The 16,520-nt window shown below is 70.9% G+C and carries 18 protein-coding genes; 4 read left to right on the top strand and 14 right to left on the bottom strand.

Features of this window, described 5'->3' with window-relative positions; all coding sequences use genetic code 11:
- Positions 1 to 14: 14 nt before the first annotated feature.
- The 6 genes from LX14_RS11020 to LX14_RS10995 form a co-directional block, all read right to left on the bottom strand.
- On the bottom strand, positions 15 to 818 hold the full coding sequence (locus LX14_RS11020) for a Clp protease N-terminal domain-containing protein (protein ID WP_253647243.1): 804 nt from the start codon (positions 816 to 818) through the stop codon (positions 15 to 17).
- Position 819: 1 nt separating this feature from the next.
- Positions 820 to 1,041, bottom strand: a complete 222-nt coding sequence (locus LX14_RS11015) for a helix-turn-helix domain-containing protein (RefSeq protein WP_253647242.1) — start codon at positions 1,039 to 1,041, stop codon at positions 820 to 822.
- Between the two features lie 233 nt (positions 1,042 to 1,274).
- Positions 1,275 to 3,851 carry an FtsX-like permease family protein gene (locus LX14_RS11010; protein ID WP_253647241.1) on the bottom strand — a complete coding sequence of 859 codons (2,577 nt, stop codon included), beginning with the start codon at positions 3,849 to 3,851 and terminating at the stop codon, positions 1,275 to 1,277.
- Positions 3,848 to 4,480 carry an ABC transporter ATP-binding protein gene (locus LX14_RS11005; protein ID WP_253647980.1) on the bottom strand — a complete coding sequence of 211 codons (633 nt, stop codon included), beginning with the start codon at positions 4,478 to 4,480 and terminating at the stop codon, positions 3,848 to 3,850. The genes LX14_RS11010 and LX14_RS11005 overlap by 4 nt, the downstream gene beginning before the upstream one ends.
- 53 nt (positions 4,481 to 4,533) lie before the next feature.
- On the bottom strand, positions 4,534 to 5,685 hold the full coding sequence (gene cds1, locus LX14_RS11000) for an L-cysteine desulfhydrase Cds1 (protein ID WP_253647240.1): 1,152 nt from the start codon (positions 5,683 to 5,685) through the stop codon (positions 4,534 to 4,536).
- Positions 5,682 to 6,035: a DUF4229 domain-containing protein gene (locus LX14_RS10995; protein ID WP_372505320.1), complete on the bottom strand. Its 354-nt coding sequence runs from the start codon at positions 6,033 to 6,035 to the stop codon at positions 5,682 to 5,684. Before LX14_RS10995 ends, cds1 begins: the two co-directional genes overlap by 4 nt.
- Positions 6,036 to 6,189: 154 nt before the next feature.
- Here LX14_RS10995 and LX14_RS10990 point away from each other — a divergent pair, with 154 nt between their 5' ends.
- The 3 genes from LX14_RS10990 to LX14_RS10980 all read left to right on the top strand — a co-directional run bounded on the left by LX14_RS10990 (position 6,190) and on the right by LX14_RS10980 (position 7,450).
- A complete protein-coding gene (locus LX14_RS10990; RefSeq protein WP_301283193.1) occupies positions 6,190 to 6,420 on the top strand; it encodes a BldC family transcriptional regulator in 231 nt (76 codons plus the stop codon).
- 131 nt (positions 6,421 to 6,551) lie between these two features.
- Entirely contained in the window at positions 6,552 to 6,767 is a 216-nt protein-coding gene (locus tag LX14_RS10985; RefSeq protein ID WP_253647239.1) for a hypothetical protein, read from the top strand.
- Between the two features lie 257 nt (positions 6,768 to 7,024).
- Positions 7,025 to 7,450 carry a helix-turn-helix domain-containing protein gene (locus LX14_RS10980; protein WP_253647238.1) on the top strand — a complete coding sequence of 142 codons (426 nt, stop codon included), beginning with the start codon at positions 7,025 to 7,027 and terminating at the stop codon, positions 7,448 to 7,450.
- Between the two features lie 30 nt (positions 7,451 to 7,480).
- Here LX14_RS10980 and ccsB read toward each other — a convergent pair whose 3' ends face one another.
- Genes ccsB through hemL form a run of 6 tightly spaced genes read right to left on the bottom strand, consistent with a single transcriptional unit; the run spans position 7,481 to position 13,616 of the window.
- Positions 7,481 to 8,476 (bottom strand): c-type cytochrome biogenesis protein CcsB, encoded by a 996-nt coding sequence (gene ccsB, locus LX14_RS10975; RefSeq protein ID WP_372505377.1) that lies wholly within the window; start codon positions 8,474 to 8,476, stop codon positions 7,481 to 7,483.
- A 5-nt stretch (positions 8,477 to 8,481) separates the two neighbouring features.
- Entirely contained in the window at positions 8,482 to 10,176 is a 1,695-nt protein-coding gene (gene resB / locus LX14_RS10970; protein ID WP_253647236.1) for a cytochrome c biogenesis protein ResB, read from the bottom strand.
- The gene (locus LX14_RS10965) at positions 10,173 to 10,952 is read right to left on the bottom strand and encodes a cytochrome c biogenesis CcdA family protein (protein ID WP_253647235.1); all 780 of its coding nucleotides are present in this window, start codon (positions 10,950 to 10,952) and stop codon (positions 10,173 to 10,175) included. Before LX14_RS10965 ends, resB begins: the two co-directional genes overlap by 4 nt.
- 11 nt (positions 10,953 to 10,963) lie before the next feature.
- Complete coding sequence (locus tag LX14_RS10960; protein ID WP_253647234.1) at positions 10,964 to 11,605, bottom strand: TlpA disulfide reductase family protein; 642 nt, start codon at positions 11,603 to 11,605, stop codon at positions 10,964 to 10,966.
- A gap of 18 nt (positions 11,606 to 11,623) precedes the next feature.
- A complete protein-coding gene (locus LX14_RS10955; protein ID WP_253647233.1) occupies positions 11,624 to 12,253 on the bottom strand; it encodes a histidine phosphatase family protein in 630 nt (209 codons plus the stop codon).
- Positions 12,254 to 12,296: 43 nt separating this feature from the next.
- The gene (gene hemL, locus LX14_RS10950; protein ID WP_253647232.1) at positions 12,297 to 13,616 is read right to left on the bottom strand and encodes a glutamate-1-semialdehyde 2,1-aminomutase; all 1,320 of its coding nucleotides are present in this window, start codon (positions 13,614 to 13,616) and stop codon (positions 12,297 to 12,299) included.
- A 187-nt stretch (positions 13,617 to 13,803) separates the two neighbouring features.
- On the opposite strand from hemL, the gene LX14_RS10945 reads away from it, so the two are divergent.
- Complete coding sequence (locus LX14_RS10945) at positions 13,804 to 15,153, top strand: EAL domain-containing protein (RefSeq protein WP_253647231.1); 1,350 nt, start codon at positions 13,804 to 13,806, stop codon at positions 15,151 to 15,153.
- Here the strand turns inward: LX14_RS10945 and LX14_RS10940 are convergent.
- Positions 15,079 to 15,876, bottom strand: coding sequence for an SDR family NAD(P)-dependent oxidoreductase (locus LX14_RS10940; protein WP_253647230.1), 798 nt, complete (start codon positions 15,874 to 15,876; stop codon positions 15,079 to 15,081). The two genes, LX14_RS10945 and LX14_RS10940, sit on opposite strands and share 75 nt — an antisense overlap.
- A 26-nt stretch (positions 15,877 to 15,902) precedes the next feature.
- Positions 15,903 to 16,514 carry a hypothetical protein gene (locus tag LX14_RS10935; RefSeq protein ID WP_253647229.1) on the bottom strand — a complete coding sequence of 204 codons (612 nt, stop codon included), beginning with the start codon at positions 16,512 to 16,514 and terminating at the stop codon, positions 15,903 to 15,905.
- Positions 16,515 to 16,520 lie beyond the last annotated feature (6 nt).

Genomic DNA, 16,520 nt, shown 5'->3' with positions numbered 1-16,520 from the left:
CCTGCACGATCGGATCAGACCGCCGCGGTGAGCGCGGCGCGCAGCTGATCCACGGTGGTGACCGACTCGATCAGCCGGCGCGAACGCTCGTCGCCGACGGCCAGGATCCCGAGCAGCACGTGCTCGGCGCGTAGCCGGCCACCGCGCTCGTCATCGTCGGACTCGCGGGCGATGCGGACCGCCTCGCCGAGAGCCGCGCGTGCCGAGGCCGAGAACCGCGGGCGACCCCACGGGCCGCCACGACCGCGCGGGCCGCGTCGGCCCCGGCCGTGCTGCCACGGCCCGGCCTCGTCGTCGTCCCATCCGCCGGGTCCACCGGGGCCGCGACGCGCCCCCGGTCCGACATCGGGGCCATCCCACGGACCGCCGCGTCCGCGACGGTGATCGCGGTCGCGACCGCCGTGGTCGTGATGGTGGTGGCGGTGCGGTCCGCCGCGGCCACGACGTTCCGGGCCGCGCTTCGACCACCCGTCGGTGATGTCGGTGCCGAACGCGCGCTTGATGGCGTCGGCGACCTTGTCGAGGTCGATGCCGACGGACTTGAGGGCTTCGCGGTCGTCGGCGACCTGCTCGGCGTCGGCTTCCGCGCCGGCGCTGTCGGTGCCGTCGTCGTCGCCGTGGATCTCGCGGACGGTGTCGCGGGCGGTGGCGAGCGTGAAGCCCTGCTCGGTGAGCAGTGCGAACACGTCGCTGCGGGCGTTGCAGAGCATGCCCAGGATCAGGTGATCGGTGCCGAGTTGGGCGTGCCCGAGGTCGGCGGCCTCTTCCATGGCGAAGGACAGGATGTGCCTGTTCTCGCGGGTCATGTGGTCGAACATGTCAGTGTCCCTTCGGGGTCGAGTGCTTCTGATGCACGGCCTGACGGCTGATCCCGAGGACCTCGGCGATCGCCTGCCAACTCCATCCCTGCTCCCGCGCATTGCCGACCTGGACCTCCTCGAGGCGGTCGGCGAGCGTTCGCAGAGCCCGGACCGCAGCGAGCCCCTGAGCGGGGTCGGTACTCGCGGCCGCGGTGGTGATGTCGTCGTTCTCGTCGTGCATGGGCGTCAGGTTATGTTGACACGGCGAGGGTTGTCAACCTTTCTTGACGCGCGGTCGTTACCACCCCGTCGACTGGGCGGTTTACACGTCGAGTGGGCGGCTATGGACGTCGAGTGGGCGGCTGATCGGCTAACTGCCCACTCGACGGCTCCTACCGCCCAACGAACGTCTCTAACCGCCCAACGAACGTCTCCAACCGCCCACTCGACGCCGGAGGGGTGGTGTTGCGGCGGCTACTCGTCCGCGATGGCGTCGACGATGGTGAGGCGGCCGGCGCGCAGGGCGGGGACCACCGCCCCGACGACGCACAGCACGAACGCCGCGACGACGTAGACCACCGTGAACAGCTGCGGCCGGTAGTCGATGGAGACCGCGGTGGTGACGCCGAGAACCTGGTCGCTGACGGCGTGCAGCAGTTCCCCGCTCGCGACACCCAGCACGGCACCGACCCCGGCGATGGCGGCCGCCTCGGCCACCACCATGCGCGAGGCGAACCGCCGCGACGCACCCATCGCCCGCAACACACCGATCTCGCGTCGCCGTTCGATCACCGACAGCAGCAGCGTGTTGAGCAGCGCGACGGCCGCGACCAGCGCGACGATCCACTGGATGGCGATGGTGAACGATCCCGACTGCTCCACCGACGCGCGCGTCGCGTCGAGCGTCTCCGGGCCGGTGTAGACGTACGGCCGCACCGCACCGGCCTGCCCGACGACAGCACCCTGCGCGGCCCGCGTCACCGCGGTGCGCACCTGTGCCGGGTCGGCGCCCGGCGCGATCGTCACCTGCAGGAACGTGTCCCCCGACCGCTGGAACCACTGCTGCAGCAGGTCGAACGACATCGCCGCCGTCCCCGACTCGATCGCCGGGTAGTCGACGACCTGCAGCACCCGCAGCGTCCGGTATCCGACGGGCGTAGCGAGTCGGACCTCGTCGCCGACACCCTTGCCGACCGTCGCCGACAGCACCTTCGACAACACGATGCCGTCGCCGGCGATGGCCTGTCGCACCACCTGCGGCGACGCGCGCTTGACAAACGGCGACTGCACGCCGGGCGTCAGCCCCTGCACGACGACGCGCGCCGCACCGAGGTTGAGATAGGCCCACTGCCCGCCGACGACCCGCGACACACCTGGGACGGTCGAGACCGCCTCGCGCACAGCCGGATCGAGGACGGGTCCGGCGGGGATGTCGCTGACGGGCTGGGTGGAGACGTAGAGGTCGGGATCGCCGACGCCGTCGAGCGCGCCGGACACCGACCCGATCAGGTCGTTCATCGCCCCGGACGTCCCGATGCCCACCGACACCGCGACGGCCACCGTCATCGCCGTCGTCCACACCCGCCGCGGCGTGCGTTCGGCGGTCACAGCAGCGAGTTGGCCGGGCCCACCGATGCGGCGGGCGAGACCCACGATCGCCGCCACGATCGGCCGTGTCAGGGCGAAGAAGACCAGCAGCCCACCGATGCTGGAGAGGACCGCGGCGGAGAACACCGCACGCCCGGTGACGGTGTAGGCGATCACCCAGCCGACGGCGATCGCGCCCAGACCGGCGGCGCCGGCGGCGATCTCGAGTCGGGTGGAGCCGCGCGACTGCTCGTCGGACTGCACCGGCGACATCGCCTCGACCGGCGAGAGGCGCAGCACCGACCGCGCCGCCAGGAGACTGGCCGCCGCACAGGCCGCGACGCACGCGACGAGCGCCACCACGGGCGCGTACCAGGCGACCGAGTACGTGACCGTCGCCGAGACGCTGTCGATGTTCGCCGACGGCAGCCGTCCGATGATCCAGCGTCCGGCGAGCATCCCCAGCGGCACGCCGATGAGGCCGCCGAGCGCCCCGATGACCGCGGCCTCGCCGATGAGGTCGCGGACCAGCGGTCCCCGTCGCCCACCGATCGCCCGCACCATCGCGAGCACGGGGCGGCGTGACGCGACCGCCATCGTCATGGTGTTGAAGACGAGGAACGCCGCGATCACGACGGAGATCAGGGCGACGAGCAGCGTCGAATCACGGGTCACCGCACTGGCCGTCGCGACCTGTGCCGCGCGGTAGTCGGGGTCGTTGACGACGGCGCGTCCCTCCACGACAGCCTCGACGCGGGCGCGCAGATCGTCGGTCGAGACACCGGGCGCGGCGGCGACGAGGACGGAGTCGACCCGACCGGACTCCCCCGTGATGCGTTGTGCGAGTGGCAGGAACGCGGCGATGAACCGACCCGACGCGATCGGGCGCGCGGCGTCGGAGCGGACCACCTCGGCGACGGTCACCGGTACGCCGCCGACACGGATGCGGTCCCCCACCGACAGTCCCAGCCCCGGCCCCACCGCGACCGAGGTGGCCGGGTCGAAGCGAGTCGTGGAACCACCGGAGCCGGACGCCAGGACAGACCGCAGCGCGCCGCCGAGGCCGAGGACGGAGGTGTCGGCGCCGAGCACGGCGACGCGATCGGACCCGGTCCCGAGCGTCGCCGACGAGCGCACCAGCGGCGCCACGGTCGACGCCTGCGGCACCCCCCGGCGGATCTCGCCGACCAGTGACGCGTCGACGCCGGCGTCGCCGATCGCACCGACGTCGAGGTCGGCGTCACCGGCAATCGTGGCGGACAACCGCGAGACCGAGTCGGTGATGGACCCGTACGTGCTGAGCACCGCGACCAGCAGCAGCGACGACACCGCGATCACCAGCAGTGACGTGATCAGACGCAGCTGGTGCGTCCGTGTCTCGCGCAGGTTGAGCACACGCAGGCGCCCGACCGCGGCGAGGCCGCGGGCCAGGGGTGCCGGGGTCTGGGGTGCCGGGGAGCTCACGACGCGATGCGGCCGTCGCGCACGGTGACGGTGCGGTCTGCGACCTCCGCGGCGTTCACGTCGTGGGTCACCATCACCACCAGGCGGCCCTCCCCGTCGCGGGCGACGTCGCCCAGCAGGTCGAGGATGGCCGCACCGGTCTGCGAGTCCAGGTTCCCCGTCGGCTCGTCGGCGAGGAGGATCCGCGGACCCATGATGAGCGAGCGGGCGATGGCCACGCGCTGCATCTGGCCGCCGGACAGCTCACCGGGTCGGTGGTCGGCCCGGTTGCCCAGCCCGACACGGTCGAGGAGTTCCTGCGCGTCGGTCCGGCTGCGCCGCAACGGTGTCCCGTCGAGCAGTCGGGGCAGCGCGACGTTCTCCCACGCCGACAACGTCGGCACGAGGTTGAAGAACTGGAACACGAACCCGACGCGGCGACGCCGGAACGTCGACAGCTCGTCGTCGTCCATGGCGGAGATGTCGCTGCCGTCGACGAGGATGCGACCCGAGTCCGGGACGTCGAGCGCCCCCATCACGTGCAGCAGCGTCGACTTGCCCGCCCCGGACGGTCCGACGACCGACACGAACTGCCCGGCGTCCAACCGCAGCGTCAGGCCGTCCAGAGCGCGCACGGTCGCGTCGCCCATGCGGTACTCGCGCACCAGGTCGACCGCGTCGATCGCCGGGCCCCCCGCCCCCGTCACGCCGTGGGTCCGGAACCGGTCGGCCCAGAACCTGTCGGCCAGGAGCCGTCGGCCCAGAACTCGTCGAGGACGGCGCGCGGGGCGTCGAGGGAGATCCCCTGGGCGGCGACCCACGCGTCGTCGAAGTAGGTGTCGCCGTAGCGGTCACCGGCGTCGCAGAGCAGGGTCACGACGCTGCCCGGCCGCCCGGCCGCGGCCATCTGCGCCACGAGCGCGAAGGCACCCCACATGTTGGTGCCGGTGGATCCGCCCACCCGCCGCCCGAGGACGTCGCTGACGAGCCGGGCGGTCGCGATCGACGCCGCGTCCGGGACGGTCACCATCGCGTCGATGACCTGGGAGACGAACGACGGCTCGACGCGGGGACGGCCGATCCCCTCGATCCGGGAGCCGGTCGACGACGACACCGTCGGGTCGCCGGTCGCGTACGCCGGTGCGAACACGGAGTTCTCGGGGTCGACGACGGCGAGCCACGTCGGGTGACGGCGGTACCGGATGTAGCGACCGATGGTCGCCGACGTCCCGCCGGTGCCCGCGCCGACCACCACCCACGTCGGCACCGGGTGCCGCTCGTCGGCGAGTTGGGTGAAGATCGACTCGGCGATGTTGTTGTTGCCGCGCCAGTCGGTGGCGCGCTCGGCCATCGTGAACTGGTCGATGAAGTGACCGCCGGTCTGGCGGGCCAGATCGGCTGCGGCGGTGTACACCTCGCCGGCGGCGTCGACGAAGTGGCACCGACCGCCCTGCCGCTCGATGAGCGCGACCTTGCTGGCCGAGGTGGTCCGCGGCATCACCGCCACGAACGGCACCCCGATGAGCGCCGCGAAGTACGCCTCGGACACCGCCGTCGACCCGGACGACGCCTCGATCACCGGCGCCCCCTGGCGGATCCACCCGTTGCACAGCGCGTAGAGGAACAGCGACCGCGCCAAGCGGTGCTTGAGGGATCCGGTGATGTGGGTGCTCTCGTCCTTGAGATACAGGTCGATGCCCCCCGAGGAGGTGCTCCACGTCGGCAACGGGAACCGCAGCAGATGCGTGTCCGCGCTGCGGGTCGCGTCGGCCTCGATGAGGCGGATCGCGTTCTGCGTCCAGCTGCGGTCGGCGCGGTGGTCGGTCCAGACGCCGCCGCCGAGTGCGGTGGTCACGACGGCGAGCCCGGCTCACCCCGCAGGCGCGCCTGCAGCGACTCCCGCTTGATCCGCCGGTCCTCGTCCACCTCGGCGATGGCGGCGTTGACCCGCAGGCGCAGCGACTTGAACGCGATCATGCCCAGCGGCAGCGCGATGAGCACGGCGAAGATGGCGGCGACGAGGATCGGGACGTCGATGCCGGCGGCGCGACCGACGCCGTAGATGATCGCGGCGATCACCACCACCAGGAGGAGGCGCACGCCGGTGTACAGGGCGAGCGCGACGGCGAGCCGACGGCCCGCCCCGGGCTGGGGCGCGGCCTGCGGCGCGCCTGCGGACAGGGCGGGATCAGGGGTTTCGCTCACCCCGCCAGCCTACGACGGACGGGTCCCACGCCCGCGATGTCCGATTTTTACTGATGGTTTACCAGCGCCTGACGGTTCGAACACCTGGCATTTCCGGTGTAACCATGACGACGTCGCTACGGAAACCACGTTCGACCCTTTCTCAGGAGGCACCATGACCGCCGCTCACCCCACCGGGATCTCCGGCTCCGCGATGATCACCCCGCGACTGGCGAGTCAGCACACGCTCACGCCCGGTCAGGTCGCCGCGATGTTCAACGTCAACCCCAAGACCGTCGCCCGCTGGGCCAGCTCCGGTCTGCTGGGCGCCATCCGCACCCCGGGTGGCCACCGCCGGTTCCGCGAGGCCGACGTGGTGGCGCTGCTCAACCGTCGCACCGACTGACACACCCCTGCGGTGACGGGTCCGTGATCGTCGATCACGGGCCCGTTCTGCGTCTGCCCTGCGGTCTCTCGCCCACGCCTCCGGCCCGTCCGGCTCGCGTACCCTGGAACAACGGGTAGTGGAGGTGTGCGGTGGTCTATGTGATCGCGTTCGTGGTGGCTGTCGGGGTGGCCTATCTGGTCTGGCGGGCGTTCAAGCCCGAGCAGGATGTGACGCCGCCGCGTCGAGGTCCGATCGGTCCCGACGACGACGTCGACTTCCTGTGGGACCTCGGCAAGGAACGCCGCCGCACCGGTCGCCACGACGCCGACCAGGACGACGACCCGCAGGCGCCGACCGTCTCCTGACCCGATGACCGCCACCGCGGTGGCGGATTTCCCGGGTCCCATGGCTCGACCAGCCTGATTCGTTGTGCTTCAGAACTTTTCCGACACACCGGGCATGTGTTCCCGGTGGTGCGCGACACGCCGCAAACAGCTCGACGGGCGGTAGAGTTCGTCAAACATGCGAGGCGTGCTCCGTCTCGCGTGATCACAACAAACCGGGCGAGATGTCGGCGCGATTCCACGGACGTCGGCGCTCCGATGGATTCGGGAGAGCATTCATGACCATCTCAGACGACGTCCGCGTCGCGAAGCCGTTCGCCGACAGCCTCAACGAGCTGTTCGACACGGTCCGCGACGAGAACGGCATCCCCTACACCGGCAAGAAGATCGCCCTCAAGGCCAACCACCTGGGCTATACGTTGTCGGACGCCTACATCTCGCAGCTGCGCACGGGAAAGGCGAAGACGCCGTCGTTCCGGACCGTCGAGGCCATCTCACGGGCCTTCGAGATCAGCGTGACCTACTTCCTGTCCGACCCCGAGGAAGACCTCAAGCGGGTCGAGCAGCAGCGTGAGTACGTGGCCATGGCCGCGGAGACCGGTGCGCACATCGCCGCGTTCCGCCACGGCGCCCTGTCGGAGTCCACGATCGACACCGTCATCGAGCTGCTGAAGGTCGTCAAGAAGCAGGCCGGCGCGTCCTGACCGCTCGTCTCTGGGCGCACCCCGCCGCGGTCACAGACCGGCGTAGGAGTGCAGCCCCGAGACGACCAGGTTGATGATGAAGAGGTTGAACAGCATCGCCACGAACCCGGCGATGTTGATCCACGCCGCGTTCGTGTTGCGCCACCCGGCGGTCGCGCGTGCGTGCAGGTAGGCCGCGTAGATGATCCACGCGATGAACGACACCGTCTCCTTGGGATCCCAGCCCCAGAAACGACCCCAGGCCGACTCGGCCCAGATGGCGCCGCAGATGACGCCCAGGCCGAACAGCGGGAACGCGAAGACGACGGTCTTGTAGGCCAGCCGGTCGAGCGCCTCCGGGCTCGGGAGCCGGTCGAGGATGCGACCGCCGAGCGACGATCCGGCGTCGGGCCAGCGCAGCTTGATCAGGTACAGGGCGCTCGCGACACCGGACACCAGGAAGACGCCCGATCCGACCGACACGATCGACACGTGGATCGCCAGCCAGTACGACTTCAGCGCGGGGACCACGGGCGCGGCCTGCGTGTACAGCCACTTACCGGCGATGAACATCAGCAGGGTGACGGGCACCAGCACGAACGTCAGCAGCGGGCGGTGCTCGGGGCGCCGCAGCACGACGATGCCGGCCACCACGCCCGCCACGCACGACAGGCTGATGAACTCGTACATGTTGCCCCAGGGCATGCGGTCGGTCGCGAGACCGCGCAGGACCACCGACCCGATGTGGGCCAACGCGCCGACGATGACCACCGGGAACGCCATGCGCGCGAGGCGGTCACCCCACGGGAGTCGTTCCTTGTCGGCAACGCGACCGGGCACCCGCACCGTCGTGTCCCGACCGGCCGGGACGGATCCGCCCCCCACACCGGCCTTGACCAACTGGTTCTCGGCGGCGGCCGGTGCGCTCGCACGACCCGTCGACGACGCCAGCGCGGCGAGGAACAGGATCATCGCCAGCACGTACACCGTCAGCGTGGTGCCGAACAGGAGGTCGGAGTAGCGCGACAGGTTCTCGTCGATCTGCACCTGGTTCACCTCTCGGTCGTCGGCGCCGCATCGGTGCCGACCTTGTCTGCAGTGACCTTGTCGACGAGGGTCGCGAACCCCTCGCCCCACCCGGCCTGATCGGTCCGGGCCAGACCGGCCATCTCTACTACTGTAAGTCGTTTGTCGCCCGCGCCGTCCCCACCGGTGACCGGTGACACCCGGGCCCACACGCGACGTCGCTTGACCAGCAGCGACACGAGCAGCCCCGCGAGCATCGCGATCGCGGAGATGAGGACGTACTGCTGCGCCGGGTCGTGGCTGACCTGCAACGACGCCCACTGCTGGTAACCGTCGAAGCTGACCGTGGTGCCGTCGGGCAGACGCGTCGACTGGCCCACCTTCAGGTTGGTGCCGAGCTTCGACCCGCCCGTGGTCACCTGTTGGCGCAGGCGGCCCTGGTTGATGAGGTTCTGGTCGAGCGAGTAGACGTTCTGCGCCCGGCCGGTGTCGAGACCGGTGTCGCCCTCGTAGATCCGGATGGCGACGGCCGGGTCACGCGCGTCGGGGAACGACGACGACAGCAGGGTGTTGTTGGTCCCGCTGAACGCCGCGGTCGGGGCGAAGATCCCCTCGAGCGCGATCTGGTTCTTGCGACGGGTGTCGGGGTCGGGGTAGAGCCCGGCGGGTGTGTCGAAGCGGGCCGCACCCGACGAGAGCAGGGTGACCGTCTCGTTCGGTGTGAACGGCACGGTCTGCGTGCGGGTCTCCCCGTTGGCGAACCGCACCGTGAACGTGGGCGCGTACCCGTGGCCGAGGAGGTAGACGCGGTCACCGGCGACGCGCAGCGGGTCGTTGACCTTCACCGTCGCCGACCGGGTGCGGTCGGAGTCGATGTCGGCGCCGGTCTGGTAGTCCAGCTTGGCCGAGTACATGTCGGGCTGGCCGGTCTGCAGGTACTTCGCGGAGAAGCTGTCGATCTTGATGCAGAACGGTGTGAGGTCGGTGCCGTCGACGAGGTTGCCGCCGCGGAACGAGTCGTAGACCGCGGTCGAGGTGTTGCACAGGCCCTGCTGACCGTCGGCGACGAGGATGCGGGTGCCCTCGTAGCCCCACAGCTTGCCCACCGCGATGGACACGAGCAGCGCCAGCAGCGCGAAGTGGAAGACGAGGTTGCCGAACTCGCGCAGGTACCCCTTCTCCGCGGAGATCTCGACGACGCCGTCGTCACGGACAGTGGTCTTCCGACGCCAGCCGCGCAGGTTGCCGCTGATGCGGTCGGCCACCTGCTCGGGGTCGCCGGCGACCTCGCGCGTCTCGTGGCGGGGCATGCGGGTCAGGTTGCGGGGTGTCGCGACGGGCTGGGCACGCAGCGACTTCGCGTGCTCGATCATCCGCGGCGTGAGGCACCCGACCAGCGAGATGAACAGCAGGACGTAGATCGCGGTGAACCAGGCCGAGGAGAAGACCTCGAAGAACTGCAGGCGGTCGAGGATGCGGCCGGCGAGACCGTGGGAGTCGATGTAGGCCTGGGTCTTCTGCGAGTTGAGCTCCCGCTGCGGGAGCAGCGCGCCGGGGACCGCGGCCAGCGCGAGGAGGAACAGCAGCGCGAGCGCCGTCCGCATCGACGTCAGCGAGCGCCACAGGTTGCGGACCGGCCAGAGCAGTCGGCGTCGCAGCACCGACGGTGTCGGCTGCTGCGGCGGCGTCGCGGCCGCGGGACGGGTCTGGGTGTCGGTCATATCGGCAGTTCCGTGTTCGTGATGAAGGCGTCGCGGACCCAGGTGACGAAGCCGTCCCAGAGTCCGGTCACCAGGGCGATCCCCACCAGGATGAGCAGGACGCCCCCGACGACCTGGATGGCGCGGGCGTGGGTCCGCATCCACCCGACGGCGCGCAGGGCCGTGGCCGACCCGAAGGCCAGCAGGACGAACGGCAGGCCCAGCCCGAGGCAGTAGGCGACGATGAGCGCGACACCGCGGGCCGCGGTCGACCCCTCGGTGCCCGAGGCGGTGGCGACGACGGCCGCCAGCGTCGGCCCGAGGCAGGGCGTCCAGCCGAGCGCGAAGACGGCGCCGAGCAGTGGTGCGCCGACGAGGTTGGACACCAGCCGCGGGTGGAACCGCGCGTCGCGCTGCAGCATTGGGACGAGCCCGATGAACACCAGGCCCATGAGGATGGTGACCACACCGCCGATGCGCTGCAGCAGCTCCCGGTTGACCAGCACCGACGATGTGAGTCCGAAGACTGTGGCCGTGGCGAGGACGAAGACGACGGTGAACCCGAGGACGAACAGCAGGGCCGCCCCGGCGACGCGTCCGCGTCCGGTCGACGGCTTGTCGCCGGCACGCACCGGCGGCGCCTCGGCACCGACCAGGCCGGCCAGGTACGACAGGTAGCCGGGCACCAACGGCACCACGCACGGGGACGCGAACGAGATCAGACCGGCGGCGGCGCACGCGACGAGCGCGAGGACGATCGGGCCGGACGCGGCGGTCGAGGCGAACGAGCTGCCCACCGACGCGAGGATCACGACGGTTCCCCGCGGACCACCGACGTACCGGTGCCCGACGGGGACGCGGGCGGTGTGTACGGCTCGGCGGCCAGGCGGCGCACGAGCGGGTCGAGCTCGGCGGCGGAGATGGTCCGCAGGAAGACCGCGGCCGCCCGGTGGTAGCGGTCCAGCACGACCGTCGTCGGGACCACCGACGTCGGCGTCGTCAGCCGGACCAGGGTGCGGCCGGGGTAGTCGAAGATCGACGGGTAGGTGACGTCGTTGTTGCGGATGTAGTCCTGGGCTTCCTGACGGTTGTCGCGGAAGTTGATGCCCAGGAACTCGACGCCCAGCGGCGCGGTGTCGGTGTAGACCTGCTCGAGATCGCCGACCTCCGCGCGGCACGGGGCGCACCACTGGCCCCACACGTTGATCACGACGACCTTGCCGTCGAAGTCGGACAGGCCCAGCCGGGCGCCGGTGACGACGTTCTCCCCGGACAGGTCGCGGACGCGCTTGCGGCTCGACGGCGGGTCGTAGGTGATCTCGGTCTTGCCGCCCGGTGAGACGAACTCGAAGGTGTCACCCTGGGCGACGGCGTCCTTGCCGGTGCCGCAGGCGGCGAGGGCAGCGACGAGCGCCACCGCCGTCAGCACGATCCCGAACGCTCTGCACACCGTCCTCACGATCGTCGCTCACGCCCCCGTGGCGAGCGGGTCGGAGGCGCCGGCAGGCTCGGAGTAGACGATGTCGACGAGGGCGTCACCGTCGTAGAGAAGGCTGGTCAGCGACGCGAGCGAGCACTGGCGACGACGCGGGTCGTGCCACAGGCGCTGCCCCTCGAGGAAGCGACGCAGGATGTAGACGGGGAGCTGGTGGCTGACGCAGACGGCCTCGTGGCCGCGGGCGGTGTCGCGGGCCTTGCCGGCCACGGCGAGCATGCGGTGGGCGAGCTGGATGTACGGCTCACCCCACGACGGCGTGAACGGGTCCCGCAGCTTCGCCCAGTGGCGCGGACGTCGGAGGGCACCGTCACCGACGGACACCCGCAGTCCCTCGAAGACGTTCTCGGCCTCGATGAGGCCCTCGTCGGTGATGATCTGCAGTCCGTGCGACGCGGCGATCGGTGTCGCGGTCTCCTGCGCGCGCTGCAGCGGTGAGGCGAACACGGCGGTGATGTCGTGGTCGGCGAGCTCGTCGGCGACGCGCTGCGCCTGGGCCGCGCCGGTCTCGGAGAGACGGAAGTTCGGCAGGCGGCCGTAGAGGATGCCGTCGGGATTGTGGACCTCGCCGTGCCGCATCATGTGCACGATGGTGCGCTGCATCAGTGGAGCTCCTCGGGTGTTGCGCCCTGGATCTCGGTGCCGCTCACGCCTGCGGCTCCGCGGCTGCTCCCGCGGCCCGAGCGGCCGCGGGAAGGGCGTCGGCCAGGACACCGAAAGCATCCTCGTCGAGCGCCGCCGACACAAACCACGCCTCGAACGCGCTCGGGGGCGGGTAGACCCCCCGCTCGAGCAGGGCGTGGAAGAACGGCGCGAAACGCCAGGTCTCGGTCGCCTTGACCCCCGCGTAGTCGACGACGGGCGTCTCGGTCGCGGTTGTGAAGAACACACTGAGCATCGACCCGGCGAACTGCACCCGGTGCGCCACCCCTTCGGCGGTCAACGCGTCGGTGATGAGCCCGCCGAGACGCTCCGCGTTGGCGTCGAGCTTCCGGTAGACCTCCGCGTCGGCCAGACGCAGCGTCGTCAGGCCGGACGCCACCGCGACGGGGTTCCCCGAGAGGGTGCCCGCCTGGTAGACGGGCCCGGTGGGCGCGAGGTGGCCCATGATGTCGGCCCGGCCACCGAACGCGGCGGCCGGGAGACCACCGCTCATGACCTTCCCGAAGGTGTAGAGGTCGCCGGCGACACCGTCGATGCCGAACCAGCCCGCCGCGCTCACCCGGAACCCGGTCATCACCTCGTCCATGATCAGCAGCGCGCCGTCGCGGGCGGTGACCGACCGCAGACCCTCGTTGAAGCCTGCGGCCGGGGCGATCGCGCCCATGTTGCCTGCGGCGGCCTCGGTGATGACGCACGCGATCTCACCGGGGTGCTCGGCGAACACCGCCTCGACGGCCGCGAGGTCGTTGTAGGGCAGGACGATGGTGTCGGCCGCCTGCGCACCGGTCACACCGGGCGTCGTGGGCAGACCCAGCGTCGCGACGCCGGACCCGGCGTCGGCGAGGAGTGCGTCGACGTGGCCGTGGTAACAGCCGGAGAACTTCACGATCTTGGTGCGACCGGTGAACCCGCGCGCCAGACGGACCGCGGACATGGTGGCCTCGGTGCCGGAGTTGACCAGCCGCACGCGCTCGACGGGCGCCACGCGGCCGATGATCTCCTCGGCGAGGGCGATCTCCGCCTCGGTCGGGGCACCGAACGACAGGCCCGTCGCAGCGGCCCGACTCACCGCCTCCACGACCTGCGGATGGGCGTGCCCCAGGATCATCGGGCCCCACGAGCTGATCAGGTCGACGTAGGTGTTCCCGTCGGCGTCGGTCATCCGGCAGCCGGTGGCGGAGGTGATGAAGCGCGGTGTGCCGCCGACGGCGGAGAACGCCCGCACCGGAGAGTTGACACCACCCGGGATCGCCTCGGTCGCCCGGTGGAACAGTTCTGCCGATCGAGTCGTCTGCGCGGTCACCTCACCAGTGTTCCAAACGCGACGCGAGAACCCGGTGTGCACCTCGTCGACCTGCACCGATGACCAGGAGACCGACGTTGTGCGGCGCGCCTGGCCGCGCGAATAGTTGCAGACCGCTAATCAGCCAGTGACAATCGTCACTCGGGACTCGAGACAACGTGGTCCCGCAGCTACGGAAGGTGCCCTCATGCAGCCGACGCCGGGATCCCCGGCCGTGCGCGCCCTGGGTGCCCGTGTGGTCCCGCAGTTCCAACCCATCGTGGACCTCGCCACCCGGGAGGTCCTCGGCTACGAGGCGTTGGCCCGCTGGCCGGACGTCCCGGGCGCCACCCCCGACGCCGTGTTCGACGCTGCCGCCGCCGCGGGAACCCTGCTCGACCTGGACTGGATCTGCCGTCGCGCGGCCGTCGAGGGCGCGCTCGACGGCGGGCTGCGCAGGCCGCTCACGCTGTTCGTCAACGTCGAGCCACGCGCCCTGGGGCCGATGCCGCGCTGGCGCCTCCCCGAGGAGCGGTTCCGGGAGATCGCGGCCTCCGAGCTGCAGATCGTCGTCGAGTTCACCGAGCGGGAGCTCCTCGCCGATCCCGCGGCGGTGATGGCGGCGATCGACTGGGCCCGCGAGTTCGGCTGTGGCATCGCCCTCGACGATGTCGGCGTCAACCCCGACTCGCTGACACTGCTCCCGCTCGTACTGCCCGACGTGGTCAAACTCGATCGCGGTGTCGTCGTCGACCCCACGCATCCGCGCAACGCCGCCGTCGTGGACTTCGTCATCGACTACGCCGTCAACACCGGCGCACGCATCGTCGCCGAGGGCATCGAGACCGAACGCGACGCGCAACTCGCGACCGTCGCCGGCGCGACCCTCGGTCAGGGGTATCTCTTCGGCGCGCCCGCACCCCTGGGTCCCGTGGCGCCCGATCCGGTGCGCCCGCTCCGGCTGTTCGACCCCCTCCGCGACCCGATCGGCAGGCCGTCGGAGATCCTCGACCGCCTGCCGAGCCGGGTCGCGGAGTACGGGACGATCGCCCGCGTCTTCGACGAGCTGAGCGTCCTGGGCGACGCGCGGCCGGGCGCGGGATGCCTGCTCGTGTCCGCACAGAACGCCGAGGCCTTCGTCCGTCGGTTCGGCAGCCGGTACGCGGCGTTCGCGCGTAAGCACACCCTCGTCGGGGTCATCGGCGCCGGCCGTCTCGACATCCCGGGTGTCCGGGGCCCGGCCGACACCGACGACGCCTTCCCGGGCGAGTTCGCGATGGTCATCATGACGCCGATGTACACGCAGGCCGTCGTCGCCCGCGACCTCGGCGACCGCGGCCCGCTGGAGAACCGTCGCTACGCCTGGTGTCTCACCCACGACCGCGCCGCGGTGCGCGATGTCGGACAGTGCATCGTCCGTCGACTCGCGCCCCGCGAGGTGCCCGTCGCGATGGTGCGAGCAGGACCGATCACTATCGCGGGCTCAGTAGTAGACGGGGCCCGGGATCCCGCCGCCGACGGCGACCGCGTCCCCGGTGATGGCACCGCCCCGCGGTGACGCCAGGAAGGTGACCACGTCGGCGACCTCGGACGCGTCGACGATGCGGCGGATGGAGTTCGTCGCCAGTTCCCGTTCCAGCTCCGCGACCGGGACCCCCTCGTCGGCGGATCGCTTCTCGAGTCGCTCCACGAGACGCTCGGTGCGCGTCATGCCCGGATGCACCACGGTGACCGTGACGCCGTGCGGGCCGAGTTCGTCGGCGAGGTTCTTCGTCAGGGCGGACACACTGACGTTGCGGATGGTCTGCGCGATCGACTTCGCCTGCCGCGCACCGAGTCCACTGATGTTGATGATGCGACCCCAACCCTGCTCGGTGAGGTGGGGAGCGACGGCCCGCGCCGTGCGCAGGTACCCGAGGACCTTGATCTCGACTTCCTCACGCACCACGTCGTCGGTGGTGCCCGCGAAGTCGGTGGGGCGGCCTGCGCTCCACGGTGTCGCGGCGGAGTTCACCAGGATGTCGACACCACCGAACTCCTCGACCGTCCGTGCGACGAGGTCGTCGACCGAAGCCTGGTCCCCGGTGTCCACGGTCACCGCGACCACCCGTGCCCCGGTCTCGCGGGCGATCTCGTCCGCCGCGGCCTCGAGCGCCTCCTGCCCGCGTGCCGCGATCACCACGTCGACACCCTCGCCGGCCAGCGCCCGGGCGATCGCGCGCCCGATCCCCCGACTCCCCCCGGTCACGATCGCGCGCTTGCCCGTCAACTGCAGATCCATGGGGCCATCATCCACCGCAGGCGTGATCAGCTCGGATCGCTACCGCCGATCGCGCTCGACCACACCGCGACCGCCGCGGCGAGCACCGTCGCGGCGACGAATGCGTCGAACCCGCCGCCTCCGACGGACACCCACAGGACGGCGACGATGGGCGCCCCGACAGCGCGAGGGAAATCGAGCAGAACTCGTCGTCGGAGGGAACCGAACCGCGCGGAGCGGAGACGGAGGTCGTCGTCGTTCAGGCGTGGGGCGTCGACGATGGTGCCGCGCGGCGCGGTGTGCCGCGCACGACCGGCGGGGACCGCGACGACGCCCCTCTCGGTCGAGAAGGACGCAGCACCCGCCCACTGTCCCCGGCGAGCACACTCCCCCGGGATCAGAGAGAGAACACTCGGGTCGAAATAGATCGGCCACCAGGTGATCTCGCCGGGATCGGCGACTTCGAGGAAACCGCGGGACGACATCCGGTGGTGCACGCGGACCCGTCGCACCGTCACCGCGTCACCCCGACCGTCTCGGAGCATTCGGACGGTACGAGAGACGACGAGGCACCGCCAGCCGGTCACGCCGACGACGATCACCATGACGATCACCGACAGCGCTCCCAGCACCCCGACGGCCGACGCCGCGACGATCACGCAGAT

The sequence above is a fragment of the Williamsia deligens genome, assembly GCF_024171765.1.
Classification (GTDB): Bacteria; Actinomycetota; Actinomycetes; order Mycobacteriales; family Mycobacteriaceae; genus Williamsia_A; species Williamsia_A deligens.
The sequence above is the reverse complement of the archived record's forward strand: the minus strand, read 5'-3'. Positions and strand labels throughout refer to the sequence as shown.

Bases quoted from the DNA above. Each gene is read 5' to 3' on its own strand.
- resB (WP_253647236.1), bottom strand. From the start codon at position 10,176: ATGACCGACACCCAGACCCGTCCCGCGGCCGCGACGCCGCCGCAGCAG.
- LX14_RS10990 (WP_301283193.1), top strand. From the start codon at position 6,190: ATGACCGCCGCTCACCCCACCGGGATCTCCGGCTCCGCGATGATCACC.
- LX14_RS11020 (WP_253647243.1), bottom strand. From the start codon at position 818: ATGTTCGACCACATGACCCGCGAGAACAGGCACATCCTGTCCTTCGCC.
- LX14_RS11015 (WP_253647242.1), bottom strand. From the start codon at position 1,041: ATGCACGACGAGAACGACGACATCACCACCGCGGCCGCGAGTACCGAC.
- LX14_RS10955 (WP_253647233.1), bottom strand. From the start codon at position 12,253: ATGCAGCGCACCATCGTGCACATGATGCGGCACGGCGAGGTCCACAAT.
- LX14_RS10940 (WP_253647230.1), bottom strand. From the start codon at position 15,876: ATGGATCTGCAGTTGACGGGCAAGCGCGCGATCGTGACCGGGGGGAGT.
- LX14_RS10945 (WP_253647231.1), top strand. From the start codon at position 13,804: ATGCAGCCGACGCCGGGATCCCCGGCCGTGCGCGCCCTGGGTGCCCGT.
- LX14_RS10980 (WP_253647238.1), top strand. From the start codon at position 7,025: ATGACCATCTCAGACGACGTCCGCGTCGCGAAGCCGTTCGCCGACAGC.
- LX14_RS11005 (WP_253647980.1), bottom strand. From the start codon at position 4,480: ATGGGCGACGCGACCGTGCGCGCTCTGGACGGCCTGACGCTGCGGTTG.